At 60.5% G+C, this 17645-nt stretch carries 13 protein-coding genes and 1 tRNA gene; all 14 read right to left on the bottom strand.

What is annotated here, in order from left to right:
• Positions 1-1190 (bottom strand): elongation factor Tu (gene tuf / locus IN820_RS13125; RefSeq protein WP_045665994.1); only part of this gene is annotated, 1190 nt, incomplete at its 3' end.
• 30 nt (positions 1191-1220) lie between these two features.
• Positions 1221-3341 carry an elongation factor G gene (gene fusA / locus IN820_RS13120; protein ID WP_193681383.1) on the bottom strand — a complete coding sequence of 707 codons (2121 nt, stop codon included), beginning with the start codon at positions 3339-3341 and terminating at the stop codon, positions 1221-1223.
• 30 nt (positions 3342-3371) lie between these two features.
• Positions 3372-3842, bottom strand: coding sequence for a 30S ribosomal protein S7 (rpsG, locus tag IN820_RS13115; RefSeq protein WP_003280834.1), 471 nt, complete (start codon positions 3840-3842; stop codon positions 3372-3374).
• Positions 3843-3941: 99 nt separating this feature from the next.
• A complete protein-coding gene (gene rpsL / locus IN820_RS13110) occupies positions 3942-4313 on the bottom strand; it encodes a 30S ribosomal protein S12 (protein WP_003280832.1) in 372 nt (123 codons plus the stop codon).
• Between the two features lie 138 nt (positions 4314-4451).
• Positions 4452-8651: a DNA-directed RNA polymerase subunit beta' gene (gene rpoC, locus IN820_RS13105; RefSeq protein WP_193681382.1), complete on the bottom strand. Its 4200-nt coding sequence runs from the start codon at positions 8649-8651 to the stop codon at positions 4452-4454.
• A gap of 65 nt (positions 8652-8716) precedes the next feature.
• The gene (gene rpoB, locus IN820_RS13100) at positions 8717-12787 is read right to left on the bottom strand and encodes a DNA-directed RNA polymerase subunit beta (protein ID WP_193681381.1); all 4071 of its coding nucleotides are present in this window, start codon (positions 12785-12787) and stop codon (positions 8717-8719) included.
• A 218-nt stretch (positions 12788-13005) separates the two neighbouring features.
• Positions 13006-13374, bottom strand: coding sequence for a 50S ribosomal protein L7/L12 (rplL, locus tag IN820_RS13095; protein ID WP_003291419.1), 369 nt, complete (start codon positions 13372-13374; stop codon positions 13006-13008).
• 78 nt (positions 13375-13452) lie between these two features.
• Positions 13453-13953 (bottom strand): 50S ribosomal protein L10, encoded by a 501-nt coding sequence (gene rplJ, locus IN820_RS13090; RefSeq protein ID WP_037044008.1) that lies wholly within the window; start codon positions 13951-13953, stop codon positions 13453-13455.
• Positions 13954-14147: 194 nt separating this feature from the next.
• Entirely contained in the window at positions 14148-14843 is a 696-nt protein-coding gene (gene rplA / locus IN820_RS13085; protein WP_102895549.1) for a 50S ribosomal protein L1, read from the bottom strand.
• Entirely contained in the window at positions 14843-15274 is a 432-nt protein-coding gene (gene rplK / locus IN820_RS13080) for a 50S ribosomal protein L11 (protein WP_003280820.1), read from the bottom strand. The genes rplA and rplK overlap by 1 nt, the downstream gene beginning before the upstream one ends.
• A 110-nt stretch (positions 15275-15384) precedes the next feature.
• On the bottom strand, positions 15385-15918 hold the full coding sequence (gene nusG, locus IN820_RS13075; protein ID WP_193681380.1) for a transcription termination/antitermination protein NusG: 534 nt from the start codon (positions 15916-15918) through the stop codon (positions 15385-15387).
• Positions 15919-15927: 9 nt separating this feature from the next.
• Positions 15928-16296, bottom strand: coding sequence for a preprotein translocase subunit SecE (secE, locus tag IN820_RS13070; protein ID WP_193681379.1), 369 nt, complete (start codon positions 16294-16296; stop codon positions 15928-15930).
• 43 nt (positions 16297-16339) lie between these two features.
• Positions 16340-16415 (bottom strand) — tRNA-Trp (locus IN820_RS13065).
• A 51-nt stretch (positions 16416-16466) separates the two neighbouring features.
• Positions 16467-17645 (bottom strand): elongation factor Tu (gene tuf, locus IN820_RS13060; RefSeq protein ID WP_193681378.1); only part of this gene is annotated, 1179 nt, incomplete at its 5' end.

Raw genomic sequence — 17645 nt, 5'->3', positions numbered from 1 at the left:
TCGACGATCTTGGCAACCACGCCGGCACCGACGGTACGGCCACCTTCGCGAATCGCGAAGCGCAGGCCATCTTCCATGGCGATCGGCTTGATCAGGGTGACGACCATTTTCACGTTGTCGCCCGGCATCACCATCTCGACGCCTTCCGGCAGTTCGCACGAACCGGTCACGTCAGTGGTACGGAAGTAGAACTGCGGACGGTAGCCCTTGAAGAACGGGGTGTGACGACCACCTTCTTCCTTGGACAGCACGTACACTTCGGCTTCGAACTTGGTGTGCGGCTTGATGGTGCCCGGCTTGGCCAGAACCTGACCACGCTCGACGTCATCACGCTTGGTGCCACGCAGCAGCACGCCGCAGTTCTCACCGGCACGACCTTCGTCGAGCAGCTTGCGGAACATTTCGACACCGGTACAGGTGGTCTTGGTGGTATCACGCAGACCAACGATCTCGATTTCTTCCTGGACCTTGACGATGCCGCGCTCGACACGACCGGTTACCACGGTACCGCGGCCGGAGATGGAGAACACGTCTTCGATCGGCATCAGGAACGGCTTGTCGATGGCACGTACCGGCTCGGGGATGTAGGTATCCAGAGTCTCGACCAGCTTCTTCACCGCAGTGGTGCCCAGCTCGTTGTCATCTTCGCCGTTCAGCGCCATCAGCGCGGAACCGATGATGATCGGCGTGTCGTCGCCCGGGAAATCATAGGTGGACAGCAGGTCGCGCACTTCCATCTCGACCAGCTCGAGCAGTTCGGCGTCGTCGACCATGTCGGCCTTGTTCAGGAACACGACGATGTAAGGAACACCAACCTGACGGGAGAGCAGGATGTGCTCGCGAGTCTGCGGCATGGGGCCGTCGGCAGCCGAGCAAACCAGGATCGCGCCGTCCATCTGGGCAGCACCGGTGATCATGTTCTTCACATAATCAGCGTGACCCGGGCAGTCAACGTGCGCGTAGTGACGGACATTGGAGTCGTACTCTACGTGGGCGGTGTTGATGGTGATACCGCGAGCCTTCTCTTCCGGAGCGCTATCGATCTTGTCGAAGTCGACACGAGCGGAACCGAACACTTCGGAACACACGCGAGTCAGAGCGGCAGTCAGAGTGGTCTTGCCATGGTCGACGTGACCAATGGTGCCGACGTTGACGTGCGGTTTGTTACGTTCGAATTTTTCCTTAGCCACGACAGTAAACCTCTTACTTAAAGGGCTGAATCAACCTTGTTTTTTAATGAGTGTTTCGACGATATTCGCCGGAGCCTCAGCGTATTTGGAGAATTCCATGGAGTAGCTCGCGCGACCCTGAGACATGGAACGAACGTCGGTTGCGTAACCGAACATCTCTCCGAGCGGAACCTCAGCACGGATAACCTTGCCGGAGACCGAGTCTTCCATACCCTGGATCAGACCACGACGACGATTCAGGTCACCCATCACATCACCCATGTAGTCCTCAGGGGTCACCACTTCGACCTTCATGATCGGCTCAAGCACTTTACCGCCGCCTTTAGCAGCCAGTTGCTTGGTCGCCATGGAGGCTGCGACCTTGAACGCCATCTCGTTGGAGTCGACGTCGTGGTAGGAACCATCGAATACGGTCGCCTTCAGGCCGATCAGCGGATAGCCGGCGACGACGCCGTTCTTCATCTGCTCCTCGATACCCTTCTGGATCGCCGGGATGTATTCCTTCGGAACCACACCACCAACCACTTCGTTGGTGAACACCAGGCCTTCGGTGATGTTGCCCTTGTCGTCCACGTCTGGCGTCGAGAAGCGAATCCAGCAATGACCGAACTGGCCGCGACCACCGGACTGACGAACGAACTTGCCTTCGATCTCGACGTTGTCCTTGGTGATGGTCTCGCGGTACGAAACCTGAGGCTTGCCGATGTTCGCTTCGACGTTGAACTCGCGACGCATACGATCGACGAGGATGTCGAGGTGGAGCTCACCCATACCGGAGATGATGGTCTGGCCGGTTTCTTCGTCCGTCTGGACGCGGAACGACGGGTCTTCCTGGGCCAACTTGCCCAGCGCGATACCCATCTTCTCCTGGTCGGCCTTGGTCTTCGGCTCGACAGCCACCGAAATCACCGGCTCCGGGAAGTCCATGCGCTCGAGGATGATCGGCTTATCGATCGAGCAGAGGGTGTCACCGGTAGTGACGTCCTTCATGCCGATCAGGGCGGCGATATCGCCAGCGCGACACTCCTTGATCTCTTCACGCTGGTTGGCGTGCATCTGCACCATCCGACCAACACGCTCCTTCTTGCCCTTGACCGAGTTGACCACCGAGTCGCCGGAAGACAGCACACCCGAGTAGACGCGAGCGAAGGTCAGGGTACCCACGAACGGGTCGGTCGCGATCTTGAACGCCAGCGCCGAGAACGGCTCGTCGTCGCTTGCATGACGCTCGTCGACCTGCTCCTCGTTGTCCGGGTTGACACCCTGGATCGCAGGAATCTCGGTCGGCGCCGGCAGGAAGTCGATCACGGCATCGAGAACCAGCGGCACGCCCTTGTTCTTGAAGGAGGAACCGCAGACCGCCGGAACGATTTCGCAAGCGATGGTGCGCTGGCGCAGGCCAGCCTTGATCTCTTCGGCGGACAGTTCGCCTTCCTCGAGATACTTGTTCATCAGCTCTTCGTTGGCTTCGGCAGCCGCCTCGACCATGTTGGAACGATACTCTTCGGCCATGGCCTGCAGTTCCGCCGGAATCTCTTCCTCACGGTAGCTGGTGCCCTTGTCCTCTTCGTTCCAGTAGATCGCCTTCATCTTGATCAGGTCGATCTGGCCTTCGAAGTTCTCCTCGGCACCGATCGCCAGTTGCACCGGCACCGGGGTATGCCCCAGGCGCTGCTTGATCTGGCCGACCACGCGCAGGAAGTTGGCCCCCTGGCGGTCCATCTTGTTCACGTAGACGATGCGCGGCACGCCGTACTTGTTGGCCTGACGCCATACGGTTTCGGACTGCGGCTCGACACCGGAGGTACCGCAGAACACCACGACAGCGCCATCGAGCACGCGCAGGGAGCGCTCCACTTCGATGGTGAAGTCCACGTGACCGGGGGTATCGATCACGTTGACACGGTAGTTGTCGAACTGGCCACGCGAACCTTTCCAGAAGGTGGTCACGGCAGCGGAGGTAATGGTGATACCACGCTCCTGCTCCTGAACCATCCAGTCGGTGGTCGCCGCACCGTCATGCACCTCACCCATCTTGTGGCTGAGGCCGGTGTAGAACAGAATCCGCTCCGTCGTGGTGGTCTTGCCCGCGTCGACGTGGGCACAGATACCGATGTTACGGTAGCGGTTGATAGGGGTAGTACGGGCCACAATGAGGTCCTCGTAAAAGTTGCGCTTGATTTAGAAGCGGTAGTGCGAGAAGGCCTTGTTGGCTTCAGCCATACGATGCACGTCTTCGCGCTTCTTGACAGCAGCGCCCTTACCTTCAAAAGCATCCATCAGCTCGCCGGCAAGGCGCAGCGCCATGGATTTCTCGCCACGCTTGCGCGCAGCGTCTACCAGCCAGCGCATGGCCAAGGCATTGCGACGGGAAGGACGAACTTCGACCGGAACCTGGTAGGTTGCACCGCCAACACGGCGGGATTTCACTTCGACCAGCGGAGCGATGGCATCGAGTGCTTTTTCGAAGATTTCCAGGGGGTCGCTGTTCTTGCGTTCCTTCACCTTGTCCAGCGCGCCATAAACGATACGCTCGGCAACGGCTTTCTTGCCGCTTTCCATCACGTGGTTCATGAACTTCGCCAGGATCAGGCTTCCGTATTTCGGATCGTCTAGGATCTCGCGCTTGGCTGCTACACGACGTCTTGGCATTGATAAGCCCTCAAACGGTCTTCAGGTTAGCTCGGAACGGTAACGCGCAGGTTACGCCCGACCTTACTCTTATCGACTCAAATAAATAGAAAATGCTGCTTATTTCGGACGCTTGGCGCCGTACTTGGAACGACCCTGCTTGCGATCCTTCACGCCGGAGGTATCCAGCGAACCGCGCACGGTGTGGTAACGCACACCCGGAAGGTCCTTTACACGACCGCCACGGATCAGCACTACGCTGTGCTCTTGCAGGTTGTGGCCTTCACCGCCGATGTACGAGGCGACTTCATAGCCATTGGTCAGACGAACACGGCACACCTTACGCAGTGCGGAGTTCGGTTTCTTCGGCGTGGTGGTGTACACACGGGTGCACACGCCACGGCGTTGCGGGCAGTTTTGCAGCGCAGGGACGTCGCTCTTCTCGACGACCCGCTTGCGCGGCTGACGTACCAGCTGGTTGATCGTTGCCATCTACTAGCTCCACTGTTGTCTTTCGACACAAACGAAAAATGGCAGGGCACGAAGCCCCGCCAAATTAGGGGTACGAGAGTCTAAAGAGCTTCTCGTCCACCGTCAAGGCAGGCCCCGGCTTGCACCGGGGCCCAGCACTCAGTTGCCGCTGGAGTTCAGCGCCTCGGTCAGAGCCGCTTCGACTTCATCGGCGCTTACCCGCACCGGCTTCTCGGCATCACGCTTGCGTTTGCGCTCGCTGTGATAGGCCAGACCGGTACCGGCCGGGATCAGGCGACCCACGACCACGTTCTCCTTCAGGCCGCGCAGGTAATCGCGCTTGCCGGTGACGGCCGCCTCGGTGAGTACGCGGGTGGTCTCCTGGAAGGACGCCGCGGAGATGAACGATTCGGTCGACAGCGAGGCCTTGGTGATGCCCAGCAGCACGCGCACGTACTTGGCGACGAACTTGTCCTCTTCGCTCAGACGCTCGTTCTCTTCCAGCACCTGGGTCAGCTCCATCTGGTCGCCCTTGATGAAGCTGGAGTCGCCGGACTCGTTGATCTCGACCTTGCGCAGCATCTGCCGCAGGATCGTTTCGATGTGCTTGTCGTTGATCTTCACGCCCTGCAGGCGGTACACGTCCTGGATCTCGTTGACGATGTACTTGGCCAGCGCGCTGACGCCCAGCAGACGCAGGATGTCGTGCGGGTTGCTCGGACCGTCGGAGATCACCTCGCCCTTGTTCACCTGTTCGCCTTCGAAGACGTTGAGGTGACGCCACTTCGGAATCAGCTCCTCGTACGGATCGCTGCCGTCGGTCGGCGTGATCACCAGGCGACGCTTGCCCTTGGTTTCCTTGCCGAAGGAGATGGTGCCGCTGATTTCCGCGAGGATCGACGGCTCCTTCGGACGACGCGCCTCGAACAGGTCGGCAACGCGCGGCAGACCACCGGTGATGTCGCGGGTCTTGGAAGTTTCCTGCGGGATACGTGCGATGACGTCACCCACGTTGATCTCGGCGCCGTCGGCCACGCCAACCAGGGCGTTCGCCGGCAGGAAGTACTGGGCCGGTACGTCGGTACCCGGCAGCAGCAGCTCCTTGCCGTTGGCGTCGACCATCTTGATCGCCGGACGAATGTCCTTGCCGGCGGCCGGACGGTCCTTCGGATCCATCACCTCGATGTTGGTCAGACCGGTGAGTTCGTCGGTCTGACGCTTGATGGTGATGTTTTCTTCCATGCCGACGAAGGTCACGACACCCTTCATCTCGGTCACGATCGGGTGAGTGTGCGGGTCCCACTTGGCCACTACGGCACCGGCGTCGACCTTGTCGCCTTCCTTGACCGAAATCACCGCACCATACGGCAGCTTGTAGCGCTCGCGCTCACGACCGAAGTCGTCGGCCACCGCCAGCTCACCGGAGCGGGACACTGCGACCAGGGCGCCGTCGGCGCGCTCGACGTGCTTCAGGTTGTGCAGGCGGATGGTACCGCCGTTCTTCACCAGCACGTTGTCGACGGCCGAGGTCCGGCTCGCCGCACCACCGATGTGGAAGGTACGCATGGTCAGCTGGGTACCCGGCTCACCGATGGACTGGGCGGCGATGACGCCGACAGCCTCGCCGATGTTGACCTGATGCCCACGGGCCAGATCGCGACCGTAGCACTTGGCGCAGATGCCGTAGCGGGTTTCGCAGGAGATCGGCGAGCGCACGATCACTTCGTCGATGCTGTTCAGCTCGATGAAGTCGACCCACTGCTCGTCGATCAGGGTGCCGGCAGGCACCAGGACGTCCTCGCTGCCCGGCTTGAGCACGTCACGGGCGATGACACGGCCCAGCACGCGCTCGCCGAGCGGTTCGACCACGTCGCCGCCTTCGATGTGCGGCGTCATGTGCAGACCCTGTTCGGTGCCGCAGTCGATCTCGGTCACCACCAGATCCTGCGCCACGTCGACCAGACGACGGGTCAGGTAACCGGAGTTCGCGGTCTTCAGTGCGGTATCCGCCAGACCTTTACGCGCACCGTGAGTGGAAATGAAGTACTGCAGTACGTTCAGGCCCTCACGGAAGTTCGCGGTGATCGGCGTCTCGATGATCGAGCCGTCCGGCTTGGCCATCAGGCCACGCATACCGGCCAGCTGACGAATCTGCGCCGCGGAACCCCGCGCGCCCGAGTCGGCCATCATGTACATCGAGTTGAAGGAATCCTGCTCGGCTTCCTTGCCTTCGCGGTCGATGACCTTCTCCTTGGAGAGGTTGGCCATCATCGCCTTGGAGACTTCGTCGTTGGCCTTGGACCAGAGGTCGATCACCTTGTTGTACTTCTCGCCCTGGGTCACCAGGCCGGACGCGTACTGCGATTCGATTTCCTTCACTTCCTCGGTGGCCGCATCGATGATGCGCGCCTTCTCGTCCGGAATGACGAAGTCGTTCACGCCGATCGAAACACCGGAGATGGTGGAGTACGCGAAACCGGTGTACATCAGCTGGTCGGCGAAGATGACGGTGTCCTTCAGACCAACGGTGCGGTAGCACAGGTTGATCAGCTTGGAGATCGCCTTCTTCTTCATCGGCTGGTTGACCACGTCGAACGACATGCCGGCCGGAACGATCTGGAACAGCAACGCGCGGCCGACGGTGGTGTCGACGATGCGGGTGTTCTTGGTGATCGAGCCGTCACGATCCTTGATGGTTTCGTTGATGCGCACTTTCACGCGGGCGTGCAGGGACGCCTCGCCCGCGCGGAACACGCGGTCGACTTCCTGCAGATCGGCGAACACCCGACCTTCGCCCTTGGCGTTGATCGCTTCGCGGGTCATGTAGTACAGACCCAGTACCACGTCCTGCGACGGCACGATGATCGGCTCGCCGTTGGCCGGCGAGAGGATGTTGTTGGTGGACATCATCAGCGCGCGCGCTTCCAGCTGGGCCTCGAGGGTCAGCGGAACGTGAACGGCCATCTGGTCACCGTCGAAGTCGGCGTTGTACGCGGCGCAGACCAGCGGGTGCAGCTGGATGGCTTTACCTTCGATCAGCACCGGTTCGAAGGCCTGGATGCCCAGACGGTGCAGGGTCGGTGCGCGGTTGAGCAGCACGGGATGTTCGCGGATCACTTCGGCGAGAACGTCCCAGACCTCGGGCAGTTCGCGCTCGACCATCTTCTTGGCGGCCTTGATGGTGGTCGCCATGCCGCGCATTTCCAGCTTGCCGAAGATGAACGGCTTGAACAGCTCGAGGGCCATCTTTTTCGGCAGGCCGCACTGGTGCAGACGCAGGGTCGGGCCCACGGTGATCACGGAACGACCGGAGTAGTCCACGCGCTTGCCGAGCAGGTTCTGGCGGAAACGACCCTGCTTGCCCTTGATCATGTCGGCCAGGGACTTCAGCGGGCGCTTGTTCGAACCGGTGATGGCACGGCCACGACGACCGTTGTCCAGCAGCGCATCAACGGCTTCCTGCAGCATGCGCTTTTCGTTACGCACGATGATGTCCGGCGCCGACAGGTCGAGCAGGCGCTTGAGACGATTGTTACGGTTGATCACGCGGCGATACAGATCGTTCAGATCCGAGGTCGCGAAGCGGCCGCCATCCAGCGGCACCAGCGGACGCAGGTCCGGCGGCAGCACCGGCAGCACGGTCAGGATCATCCACTCCGGCAGGTTGCCCGAGCCATGGAAGGCCTCCATCAGCTTCAGACGCTTGGAGAGCTTCTTGATCTTGGTTTCGGAATTGGTCTGCGGAATCTCTTCGCGCAGGCGGCCGATCTCATGCTCCAGGTCGATCTGGATCAGCAGCTCGCGCACGGCTTCGGCACCCATGCGGGCATCGAAGTCGTCGCCGAACTCTTCCAGCGCCTCGAAGTACTGCTCGTCATTGAGCAGTTGGCCTTTTTCCAGCGTGGTCATGCCCGGATCGATGACGACGTAGCTCTCGAAGTAGAGCACGCGCTCGATGTCACGCAGGGTCATGTCCAGCAGCAGGCCGATACGCGACGGCAGCGACTTGAGGAACCAGATGTGGGCGACCGGCGAAGCCAGCTCGATGTGCGCCATGCGCTCGCGACGGACCTTGGCCAGTGCGACTTCCACGCCGCACTTCTCGCAGATCACGCCGCGGTGCTTGAGGCGCTTGTACTTGCCGCACAGGCACTCGTAGTCCTTCACCGGGCCAAAGATCTTGGCGCAGAACAGGCCGTCACGCTCCGGCTTGAAGGTACGGTAGTTGATGGTTTCCGGCTTCTTCACTTCACCGAAGGACCAGGAACGGATCATCTCGGGCGATGCCAGGGCAATCTTGATGGCATCGAACTCTTCGATTTGACCCTGGTTTTTCAACAGATTCAGCAAGTCTTTCAAGGCCTTTCCTCCTCACGGACCTGCGGCAACCGGCCAGTGCCGGGTGCCGCGCAGGCGGTGCGTGGTTATTCGGTTTCCAGATCGATATCGATACCGAGCGAGCGGATCTCTTTGATCAACACGTTGAAGGATTCCGGCATGCCGGCCTCCATGCGGTGATCGCCGTCCACGATGTTCTTGTACATCTTGGTCCGCCCGTTCACGTCGTCCGACTTGACCGTGAGCATTTCCTGCAGGGTATACGCGGCGCCATAGGCCTCCAGGGCCCAGACCTCCATCTCCCCGAAGCGCTGGCCACCGAACTGCGCCTTGCCGCCCAGCGGCTGCTGGGTGACCAGGCTGTAGGAACCGGTGGAACGCGCGTGCATCTTGTCGTCGACCAGGTGGTTCAGCTTGAGCATGTACATGTAGCCGACGGTGGTGGTGCGCTCGAAAGCGTTACCGGTACGGCCATCGAACAGCTGCATCTGACCGCTTTCCGGCAGATCGGCCAGCTTCAGCATGGCCTTGATCTCGCGCTCCTTGGCGCCATCGAAGACCGGGGTGGCCATCGGCACGCCCTTGCGCAGGTTATTCGCCAAGTCCAGCACTTCCTGATCGCTCAGGTCGTCCAGGCTTTCCTGACGGCCACCGATCTCGTTGTAGATCTCGTGCAGGAACTTGCGCAGCTCGGCCACCTTGCGCTGCTCCTCGAGCATCAGGTTGATCTTCTCGCCCAGCCCCTTGGCCGCGAGGCCCAGGTGGGTTTCGAGGATCTGACCGACGTTCATGCGCGACGGTACACCCAGCGGGTTGAGCACGATGTCGACCGGCGTGCCGTTGGCATCGTGCGGCATGTCTTCGACCGGCATGATGACCGAGACCACACCCTTGTTACCGTGACGGCCAGCCATCTTGTCACCCGGCTGGATGCGACGCTTGATCGCCAGGTAGACCTTGACGATCTTCAGTACGCCCGGCGCCAGGTCGTCGCCCTGCTGCAGCTTGCGCTTCTTGTCCTCGAACTTGTCGTCGAGCAGCTGACGGCGATCAGAGAGGTAGGCCTGGGCCTTTTCCAACTGCTCGTTGAGCGCGTCTTCGGCCATGCGCAGCTTGAACCACTGACCGTGCTCCAGGCCGTCCAGCGTTTCGTCAGTGATCACGGCGCCCTTCTTCAGGCCGGCACCGCCTTCTGCTGTCGCGCCGACCAGAGCCGAGCGCAGACGCTCGAAGGTGGCGCCCTCGACGATGCGGAACTCCTCGTTGAGGTCCTTGCGGATCTCGTCGAGCTGCATCTTCTCGATGGCCAGCGCACGGGAGTCACGCTCGACGCCGTCACGAATGAACACCTGCACGTCGATGACGGTGCCCTTGGTACCAGTCGGCACGCGCAGGGACGTGTCCTTCACGTCGGAGGCCTTCTCGCCGAAGATCGCACGCAGCAGCTTCTCTTCCGGAGTCAGCTGGGTTTCGCCCTTCGGCGTGACCTTGCCCACCAGAATGTCGCCCGGGCCGACTTCGGCACCGACGTAGACGATACCCGCCTCGTCCAGCTTGTTCAGCGCGGCTTCACCCACGTTCGGGATGTCCGCGGTGATTTCCTCTGGGCCGAGCTTGGTGTCGCGCGACACACAGGTCAGTTCCTGAATGTGGATGGTGGTGAAACGATCTTCCTGAACCACGCGCTCCGAGAGGAGGATGGAGTCCTCGAAGTTGTAGCCGTTCCAGGGCATGAACGCGACGCGCATGTTCTGCCCCAGGGCCAGCTCACCCATATCGGTGGAGGGACCATCGGCCATGATGTCGCCACGCGCCACCACGTCACCCTTGCGGACCAGCGGGCGCTGGTTGATGCAGGTGTTCTGGTTGGAACGGGTGTACTTGGTCAGGTTGTAGATGTCGACACCCGCTTCGCCGGTCTCGACCTCGTCGTCATGCACACGGACCACCACGCGGCTGGCGTCGACCGAGTCGATCACGCCGCCACGGCGGGCGACCACGCAGACACCGGAGTCGCGCGCCACGTTGCGCTCCATGCCGGTACCGACCAGCGGCTTGTCCGAACGCAGGGTCGGCACGGCCTGGCGCTGCATGTTGGAGCCCATGAGTGCACGGTTGGCGTCGTCGTGCTCGAGGAACGGGATCAGCGAAGCCGCGACGGAAACGACCTGCTTCGGCGACACGTCCATCAGCGTCACGTCTTCCGGCGCCTTGACGGTGAATTCGTTCAGGTGACGTACGGCCACCAGCTCGTCGACCAGCTTGCGGCCTTCCAGCTTGGCGCTGGCCTGGGCGATGACGTGGTCGGCCTCTTCGATCGCCGAGAGGAACACGATCTCGTCGGTGACTTCGCCTTCCTTGACCACGCGGTACGGACTTTCCAGGAAGCCGTACTGGTTGGTGCGGGCGTAGGCGGCCAACGAGTTGATCAGACCGATGTTCGGACCTTCAGGGGTCTCGATCGGGCACACGCGGCCGTAGTGGGTCGGGTGCACGTCACGGACTTCGAAGCCGGCACGCTCACGGGTCAGACCGCCCGGGCCGAGCGCGGAAACGCGGCGCTTGTGGGTGATCTCGGACAGCGGGTTGTTCTGGTCCATGAACTGCGAGAGCTGGCTGGAACCGAAGAATTCCTTCACCGCCGCCGCAACCGGCTTGGCGTTGATCAGGTCCTGCGGCATCAGGCCTTCGCTCTCGGCCATCGACAGGCGTTCCTTGACCGCGCGCTCGACACGTACCAGGCCGACGCGGAACTGGTTCTCGGCCATCTCGCCGACACAACGCACGCGACGGTTACCCAGGTGGTCGATGTCGTCGACGATGCCCTTGCCGTTACGAATGTCGACCAGGGTCTTGAGCACCGCGACGATGTCTTCACGGCTCAGCACGCCGGAGCCCTCGATCTCGGTACGACCGATGCGACGGTTGAACTTCATCCGGCCAACAGCCGACAGGTCGTAACGCTCCGAGGCGAAGAACAGGTTGTTGAACAGCGTCTCGGCGGCATCCTTGGTTGGCGGCTCGCCAGGACGCATCATGCGATAGATCTCAACCAGGGCTTCGAGCTGGTTGGCGGTCGAATCGATCTTCAGGGTGTCGGAAATGAACGGCCCGCAGTCGATGTCGTTGGTGTACAGGGTCTCGAAACGAACGACCTGCGCCTTGACGATCTTCGCCAGCACATCGACGGTCAGTTCGGTATTGCACTCGGCGATGATCTCGCCGGTAGCCGGATGCACGATGGCCTTGGCGACGGTACGGCCCAGCACGTACTCCATCGGCATCTCGAGCTCTTTGATGCCGGACTTGTCGAGCTGATTGATGTGACGGGCCGTGATGCGACGACCTTGCTCGACGATGATCTTGCCGCCCTCGTCCTTGATGTCGAAGGTCGCGATCTCACCACGCAGACGCTGCGGCACCAGCTCCAGCGCCAGGGTCTCGCCCTTCACGTGGAAGATGTTGGTGTCGTAGAACTGCTCGAGGATTTCTTCGGTGCTGTAGTTCAGCGCGCGCAGCAGCACCGACGCCGGCAGCTTGCGGCGACGGTCGATACGCACGAACACGGCGTCCTTCGGATCGAATTCGAAGTCCAGCCAGGAGCCGCGATAAGGAATGATGCGAGCGGAGTACAGCAGCTTGCCCGAGCTGTGGGTCTTGCCGCGGTCGTGGTCGAAGAATACGCCCGGCGAGCGGTGCAGCTGGGAAACGATCACACGCTCGGTACCGTTGATGATGAAGGTACCGTTTTCGGTCATCAGGGGGATCTCCCCCATATAGACTTCCTGCTCCTTGATGTCCTTGATGGCCTTGTTCGACGATTCTTTGTCGAAAATGATCAGGCGCACCTTCACCCGCAGCGGGACCGCGAAGGTCACGCCGCGCAGGACACATTCCTTGACATCGAAGGCCGGCTCGCCCAGACGGTAGCCGACGTATTCCAGCGCTGCATTGCCGGAATAGCTGATAATCGGGAAAACGGATTTGAAGGCTGCATGCAAGCCAATGTCGCGGAACTGATCTTTGGTCGCTCCCGCCTGCAGGAATTCGCGATACGAATCCAGCTGGATGGCCAAAAGATACGGCACGTCCATCACGTGCGGTAACTTGCTAAAGTCCTTGCGGATACGTTTTTTCTCAGTGTATGAGTAAGCCATCAGCGTTCCCCAGCTTGGTCACCTGCTTGTTGGCCTCTCCCGACGGGAGCTGCCAGAAAATCTTGCGAATCCCTTGATTCGCGCCACCACAGGGGTGGCTTTATTTCCGCGGGAGCGCCGGCATCGCCAGCTTTCCATAACGGAAAAAGGCCGGTGGCTAAAGCCACCAGCCATCAGCCTTACGCGAGTCGCTCCGGCTGTAGACGCAAGGTCGTCGCTTACTTGAGCTCGACTTTGGCGCCAGCTTCTTCCAGAGTCTTCTTGGCCGCTTCGGCCTCTTCCTTGGAAACGCCTTCCTTGACCACGCCCGGGGCGCCGTCAACGACAGCCTTGGCTTCCTTCAGACCCAGGCCGGTCAGCTCGCGGACCGCCTTGATCACGTTCACCTTCTTGTCGCCAGCTTCGGCCAGGACGATGGTGAACTCGGTCTGCTCTTCGACAGCAGCGGCAGCCGGACCGGCAGCAGCGACGGTAGCGGCAGCGGCGGTAACGCCGAACTTCTCTTCCATTGCCTTGATCAGTTCAACAACCTGCATCACGGACATTTCGGAAACGGCGTTGATGATGTCTTCGTTGGTCAGAGCCATGACTCTAATTCCTGTATATAGGTGACGGCCTGCGGCCATCTAATTCAAAAAAGAGGTTCGAAAGAATTCGTGCACGCCTTAGGCGGCAGCGGCTTCTTTCTGGTCGCGAACGGCCGCCAAAGTACGAGCCAGCTTGCTGGTGGCGCCTTGGATAACGCTCATCAGCTGAGAAACGGCTTCGTCGTAGGTCGGCAGAGTTGCCAGTACGTCGATCTGATTGGCTGCGAGGAACTGACCCTCGAACGCAGCGGCCTTGATCTCGAACTTGTCCTGACCCTTGGAAAACTCCTTGAAGATACGAGCGGCAGCGCCCGGATGTTCGTTGGAGAATGCAATCAGGGTCGGGCCTTTGAACACGTCGTTGAGCACGTCGAACTGAGTGCCATCAACGGCGCGGCGCAGCAGGGTGTTACGTACGACACGCACGTACACGCCAGCTTCGCGGGCCTCTTTACGGAGTCCGGTCATGGCCCCCACGGTCACGCCACGGGCATCGGCCACGACAGCGGACAGGGCAGCTTTGGCAGCCTCGTTGACTTCAGCGACGATGGCCTTCTTGTCTTCGAGTTTGATTGCCACGGGTTTCACTCCTGGATGTTACCGTTTCATCCGGTCGAGACCGGACGGGTTTTGGTGTCTGATTCGGTACGAATCGGGAGCACCTCTGCGTAGGCTTGAGGTTTAAGGCTTGCGCCGCCTACGGTCTTGGATAGCCCCCGCCAGGCAGGGACCCCAATCTTGCTGACCGCCCCGCGAACGGGGCGGCTTACGCCTTACGCTTCCAGGGACGCCTGATCGATGACCAGGCCCGGACCCATGGTGGTGCTCAGGGTGACGCGCTTGACGTAGATACCTTTGGAGGTGGACGGCTTCAGACGCTTCAGATCGGAAAGCAGCGCTTCGACGTTCTGCTTCAACTGAACGGCTTCGAAACCGACCTTGCCCACGGAAGTGTGGATGATGCCGTTCTTGTCGGTACGGAAACGCACCTGACCTGCCTTGGCATTCTTGACCGCGGTGGCGACGTCCGGAGTAACGGTGCCGACCTTGGGGTTCGGCATCAGGCCGCGCGGGCCGAGGATCTGGCCCAGCTGACCGACGACACGCATCGCATCCGGGGAAGCGATCACCACGTCGTAGTTCAGATCGCCGCCTTTCATTTCGGCAGCCAGCTCATCCATGCCGACACGGTCGGCACCAGCGGCCAGTGCAGCCTCGGCGCCCGCGCCCTGGGTGAACACGGCAACCCGTACGGTCTTGCCAGTGCCGTTCGGCAGAACGGTTGCACCGCGCACGACCTGGTCGGATTTACGCGGATCGACGCCAAGGTTGATGGCGATATCGAACGACTCGGTGAATTTCACCGCCGACAGATCGGCCAGCAGCTTGGCTGCGTCTTCGAAGGCATACTGCTTGCCGGCTTCGACTTTCTCGGCGATCGCCTTCTGGCGCTTGGTCAACTTAGCCATTACACACCCTCCACGTTCAGGCCCATGCTGCGCGCGGAACCGGCGATGGTCCGAACTGCAGCTTCCATCTCGGCAGCGGTCAGATCGGCCTGCTTGGTCTTGGCGATCTCTTCCAGCTGGGCACGGGTAACGGTGCCGACCTTCTGGGTGTTGGGACGAGCGGAGCCGCTGGTGATGCCAGCAGCCTTCTTCAGCAGCACGGCTGCCGGAGTGCTCTTGGTTTCGAAAGTGAAGCTGCGGTCGCTGTATACGGTGATGATCACCGGAGTCGGCAGACCAGGCTCCTGACCTTGAGTCCGGGCGTTGAACGCCTTGCAGAACTCCATGATGTTCACGCCATGCTGACCCAGCGCAGGGCCAACCGGCGGCGACGGATTGGCCTGACCGGCCTTTACCTGAAGCTTGATATAAGCTTGAATCTTCTTAGCCATATTCACTCCGTTACGGGTTATGACGCCTTCCGGCTCCCCAATGCTTATTTATCCCAGTGACGACAAAACCCCGCAGCCAGCAGCTGCGGGGTGTGGGATGCTTTGCTCAGCTAGACCTTTTCGACCTGGCTGAACTCCAGCTCTACCGGAGTAGAGCGACCGAAAATGAGCACTGCGACCTGAATCCGGCTCTTCTCGTAATTGACTTCTTCGACAACCCCGTTGAAATCGGCGAACGGCCCATCAGCAACACGCACGACCTCACCCGGCTCGAACAACGTCTTCGGCTTCGGCTTGTCACCACTGTCGGCGACACGACGCAGAATCGCTTCAGCCTCTTTGTCGGTAATGGGTGCCGGCTTGTCCGCCGTACCACCAATAAAACCCATTACTCGCGGGGTATCCTTGACGAGGTGCCAGGTGCCCTCGTTCATCTCCATCTGTACGAGAACGTAGCCCGGGAAGAACTTGCGCTCACTCTTGCGCTTCTGCCCGTTACGCATCTCGACCACCTCTTCGGTGGGAACCAGAATCTCGCCGAACTCATCTTCCATGCCGGCAAGCTTGACGCGCTCGACCAGCGAGCGCATGACGTGCTTCTCGTAACCCGAGTAAGCATGCACAACATACCAACGCTTAGCCACGAGACACCCTTAACCAACAACCATGGAAACCAGCCAACCAAGCAGGGAATCGAGCCCCCACAACAGCAGCGCCATAACCAGGACCACGACAACGACAATCAGGGTGGTCTGAGTGGTTTCTTGACGGGTCGGCCAAACGACTTTGCGAATTTCTACACGCGCTTCTTTCAGCAACGCGAAGAAAGAACGCCCCCGAGAGGTCTGCAGAGCAACCAGTGCGGCCACCACACCAACTGCAAGCACCGCCAGGACTCGGTACAGAATCGGCTCAGCGGAGTAGTATTGATTACCGACGACGGCAACAACCACCAAAGCAGCCACAACAAGCCACTTCACCAGATCGAAGCGCGTGTCTTTGGCTTCAGCTTTGATATTCATCTGCTAGAACCTTGTAAAGACTGCCAAATTTCGATATTGAAATTGGCAGGCCAGGAGGGAATCGAACCCCCAACCTGCGGTTTTGGAGACCGCCGCTCTGCCAATTGAGCTACTGGCCTAGAAAGAGTCAGGCCGACTATTATGCCGACCTGCTTCAAACAGATCAATCGTTATTCGACGATCTTGGCAACCACGCCGGCACCGACGGTACGGCCACCTTCGCGAATCGCGAAGCGCAGGCCATCTTCCATGGCGATCGGCTTGATCAGGGTGACGACCATTTTCACGTTGTCGCCCGGCATCACCATCTCGACGCCTTCCGGCAGTTCGCACGAACCGGTCACGTCAGTGGTACGGAAGTAGAACTGCGGACGGTAGCCCTTGAAGAACGGGGTGTGACGACCACCTTCTTCCTTGGACAGCACGTACACTTCGGCTTCGAACTTGGTGTGCGGCTTGATGGTGCCCGGCTTGGCCAGAACCTGACCACGCTCGACGTCATCACGCTTGGTGCCACGCAGCAGCACGCCGCAGTTCTCACCGGCACGACCTTCGTCGAGCAGCTTGCGGAACATTTCGACACCGGTACAGGTGGTCTTGGTGGTATCACGCAGACCAACGATCTCGATTTCTTCCTGGACCTTGACGATGCCGCGCTCGACACGACCGGTTACCACGGTACCGCGGCCGGAGATGGAGAACACGTCTTCGATCGGCATCAGGAACGGCTTGTCGATGGCACGTACCGGCTCGGGGATGTAGGTATCCAGAGTCTCGACCAGCTTCTTCACCGCAGTGGTGCCCAGCTCGTTGTCATCTTCGCCGTTCAGCGCCATCAGCGCGGAACCGATGATGATCGGCGTGTCGTCGCCCGGGAAATCATAGGTGGACAGCAGGTCGCGCACTTCCATCTCGACCAGCTCGAGCAGTTCGGCGTCGTCGACCATGTCGGCCTTGTTCAGGAACACGACGATGTAAGGAACACCAACCTGACGGGAGAGCAGGATGTGCTCGCGAGTCTGCGGCATGGGGCCGTCGGCAGCCGAGCAAACCAGGATCGCGCCGTCCATCTGGGCAGCACCGGTGATCATGTTCTTCACATAATCAGCGTGACCCGGGCAGTCAACGTGCGCGTAGTGACGGACATTGGAGTCGTACTCTACGTGGGCGGTGTTGATGGTGATACCGCGAGCCTTCTCTTCCGGAGCGCTATCGATCTTGTCGAAGTCGACACGAGCGGAACCGAACACTTCGGAACACACGCGAGTCAGAGCGGCAGTCAGAGTGGTCTTGCCATGGTCGACGTGACCAATGGTGCCGACGTTGACGTGCGGTTTGTTACGTTCGAA

This window comes from Pseudomonas lopnurensis, assembly GCF_015070855.1.
GTDB lineage: Bacteria > Pseudomonadota > Gammaproteobacteria > Pseudomonadales > Pseudomonadaceae > Stutzerimonas > Stutzerimonas lopnurensis.
Note: the sequence above shows the minus strand (reverse complement) of the source record. Positions and strands in the feature narration are given on the sequence as shown.

Bases quoted from the DNA above. Each gene is read 5' to 3' on its own strand.
- rpsG (WP_003280834.1), bottom strand. From the start codon at position 3,842: ATGCCAAGACGTCGTGTAGCAGCCAAGCGCGAGATCCTAGACGATCCG.
- rpsL (WP_003280832.1), bottom strand. From the start codon at position 4,313: ATGGCAACGATCAACCAGCTGGTACGTCAGCCGCGCAAGCGGGTCGTC.
- rpoB (WP_193681381.1), bottom strand. From the start codon at position 12,787: ATGGCTTACTCATACACTGAGAAAAAACGTATCCGCAAGGACTTTAGC.
- rplL (WP_003291419.1), bottom strand. From the start codon at position 13,374: ATGGCTCTGACCAACGAAGACATCATCAACGCCGTTTCCGAAATGTCC.
- rplA (WP_102895549.1), bottom strand. From the start codon at position 14,843: ATGGCTAAGTTGACCAAGCGCCAGAAGGCGATCGCCGAGAAAGTCGAA.
- rplK (WP_003280820.1), bottom strand. From the start codon at position 15,274: ATGGCTAAGAAGATTCAAGCTTATATCAAGCTTCAGGTAAAGGCCGGT.
- secE (WP_193681379.1), bottom strand. From the start codon at position 16,296: ATGAATATCAAAGCTGAAGCCAAAGACACGCGCTTCGATCTGGTGAAG.